Source organism: Ascidiimonas meishanensis, from assembly GCF_037782385.1.
Classification (GTDB): domain Bacteria; phylum Bacteroidota; class Bacteroidia; order Flavobacteriales; family Flavobacteriaceae; genus Ascidiimonas; species Ascidiimonas meishanensis.
This window is the reverse complement of record NZ_JBBEXD010000022.1, coordinates 2501-5496: the sequence shown is the minus strand read 5'-3', so window position 1 is coordinate 5496 and position 2996 is coordinate 2501. Positions and strand designations below refer to the sequence as shown.

Genomic DNA, 2996 nt, shown 5'->3' with positions numbered 1-2996 from the left:
ATTATTTTTCAGAAAAGGTTTGGAATTAGTAATTTAATAGTTTTATATTTGCACCCGCTTTACGGGAGTAAGGTAAGATAAAAAGAGATTGACTAAAGTTCATTGACATATTGTTGACAGCACGCTAAGGTATACTTAGGTATATTTTAGCATAAAATTTTAAGCAAATTTATAATGAGCGAGGAGTGTTTTATTGTTTGATTTATTTTTGAATAATATATACAGACAAACTATGAAGAGTTTGATCCTGGCTCAGGATGAACGCTAGCGGCAGGCCTAACACATGCAAGTCGAGGGGTATATGGTGCTTGCATCATAGAGACCGGCGCACGGGTGCGTAACGCGTATGCAATCTACCTTTCACAGGAGAATAGCCCAGAGAAATTTGGATTAATGCTCCATGGTATTGAGATATCTCCTGATATTTTAATTAAAACTACGGTGGTGAAAGATGAGCATGCGTCTTATTAGCTAGTTGGTACGGTAACGGCGTACCAAGGCAACGATAAGTAGGGGTCCTGAGAGGGAGATCCCCCACACTGGTACTGAGACACGGACCAGACTCCTACGGGAGGCAGCAGTGAGGAATATTGGACAATGGGCGCAAGCCTGATCCAGCCATGCCGCGTGCAGGAAGACTGCCCTATGGGTTGTAAACTGCTTTTATACAGGAAGAATAAGGAGTACGTGTACTTTGATGACGGTACTGTATGAATAAGGATCGGCTAACTCCGTGCCAGCAGCCGCGGTAATACGGAGGATCCAAGCGTTATCCGGAATCATTGGGTTTAAAGGGTCCGTAGGCGGATTAATAAGTCAGTGGTGAAAGTCTGCCGCTCAACGGTAGAATTGCCATTGATACTGTTAGTCTTGAATTACTATGAAGTAGTTAGAATGTGTAGTGTAGCGGTGAAATGCATAGATATTACACAGAATACCAATTGCGAAGGCAGATTACTAATAGTATATTGACGCTGATGGACGAAAGCGTGGGGAGCGAACAGGATTAGATACCCTGGTAGTCCACGCCGTAAACGATGGTCACTAGCTGTTTGGAACTTGTTCTGAGTGGCTAAGCGAAAGTGATAAGTGACCCACCTGGGGAGTACGTTCGCAAGAATGAAACTCAAAGGAATTGACGGGGGCCCGCACAAGCGGTGGAGCATGTGGTTTAATTCGATGATACGCGAGGAACCTTACCAAGGCTTAAATGTAGATTGACAGGGGTAGAGATACCTTTTTCTTCGGACAATTTACAAGGTGCTGCATGGTTGTCGTCAGCTCGTGCCGTGAGGTGTCAGGTTAAGTCCTATAACGAGCGCAACCCCTGTTGTTAGTTACCAGCGAGTTAAGTCGGGGACTCTAACAAGACTGCCGGTGCAAACCGTGAGGAAGGTGGGGATGACGTCAAATCATCACGGCCCTTACGTCTTGGGCTACACACGTGCTACAATGGCCGGTACAGAGAGCAGCCAGTGGGCGACCACGCGCGAATCTATAAAGCCGGTCACAGTTCGGATCGGAGTCTGCAACTCGACTCCGTGAAGCTGGAATCGCTAGTAATCGGATATCAGCCATGATCCGGTGAATACGTTCCCGGGCCTTGTACACACCGCCCGTCAAGCCATGGAAGCTGGGGGTACCTGAAGTCGGTGACCGTAAGGAGCTGCCTAGGGTAAAACTGGTAACTGGGGCTAAGTCGTAACAAGGTAGCCGTACCGGAAGGTGCGGCTGGAACACCTCCTTTCTAGAGAGAATAATTGAATGGTATGATGCTTACCGTTCATTATACTTTTGCTTATCGCTGTCAATAAATATAACAAAGAAGTCTCGTAGCTCAGCTGGTTAGAGCGCTACACTGATAATGTAGAGGTCGGCAGTTCGAGCCTGCCCGAGACTACAAGTCTAGGGGAGTTAAGAGGGTATTTTAAGATGCTTTTTTTTACTTAAATAGAGACAATCGTTCATTGCTTATTTATATTGGAAATTTTAGAGGTTGAGTAGCCGTAATGTTTACTGTTAACTGTTTACTGGTTAATCAGCTTACTACCACGGGGGATTAGCTCAGCTGGCTAGAGCGCCTGCCTTGCACGCAGGAGGTCATCGGTTCGACTCCGATATTCTCCACAATAGACTATTTGTAGCTATTCATATGGTATGATTATTTACAGTATAGTTACTTTTTGGAGTTTGAATTGAATTTATTTTGATTTTACTACAAAAAGAACGTTCATTGACATATTGAGATAAAGAAAATACGAGTAAAACGTAAGCTTGTTGTTTTTTTGGAATGGATCTTTCGGGATTTATTTCATTCTAGCAACTAGTAAAGTAATACAATACAATTAAGAATCAAAGAGACAAAAGTACAATAAGCTAAATAAGGGCGTATGGGGGATGCCTAGGCTCTCAGAGGCGATGAAGGACGTGATAAGCTGCGAAAAGTTGCGGGGAGCTGCACACAAGTGTTGATCCGCAAATATCCGAATGGGGCAACCCGGCATGTTGAAGGCATGTCACCCGCAAGGGAGCAAACCCGGAGAACTGAAACATCTAAGTACCCGGAGGAGAAGAAAACAATAGTGATTCCGTAAGTAGTGGCGAGCGAACGCGGATTAGCCCAAACCAGTATTGTTACGGCAATGCTGGGGTAGTAGGACTGCGCTGTGTTATGTACAATGAACTAGAATCTGTTGGAAAGCAGAGCAATATAGGTGATAGCCCTGTATAGGTAAAGCGTATAATAACTAGCAGTATCCTGAGTAGTGCGGGGCACGTGAAACCCTGTATGAATTTGGCGGGACCATCCGCTAAGGCTAAATACTCCTGAGAGACCGATAGTGAACCAGTACCGTGAGGGAAAGGTGAAAAGTACCGTGAATAACGGAGTGAAATAGATCCTGAAACCATACGCTTACAAGCGGTCGGAGCTAATTTATTAGTGACGGCGTGCCTTTTGCATAATGAGCCTACGAGTTACCGTTACCAGCAAGGTT

2 tRNA genes and 2 rRNA genes (1 of these 4 cut by a window edge) are annotated in these 2996 nt (G+C 44.9%); all 4 read left to right on the top strand.

From position 1 onward, the window contains the following. Positions 1 to 229: 229 nt before the first annotated feature. Positions 230 to 1747, top strand: a 16S ribosomal RNA gene (locus tag WBG07_RS19200). A 79-nt stretch (positions 1748 to 1826) separates the two neighbouring features. Beyond that, a tRNA-Ile gene (locus WBG07_RS19195) sits at positions 1827 to 1900 on the top strand. Positions 1901 to 2053: 153 nt separating this feature from the next. Further along, a tRNA-Ala gene (locus tag WBG07_RS19190) sits at positions 2054 to 2127 on the top strand. Positions 2128 to 2369: 242 nt separating this feature from the next. After that, positions 2370 to 2996: ribosomal RNA gene (locus tag WBG07_RS19185) — 23S ribosomal RNA — on the top strand; it runs 2203 nt beyond the window's last position. Together the 16S and 23S rRNA genes with 2 tRNA genes alongside form the textbook arrangement of a ribosomal RNA operon.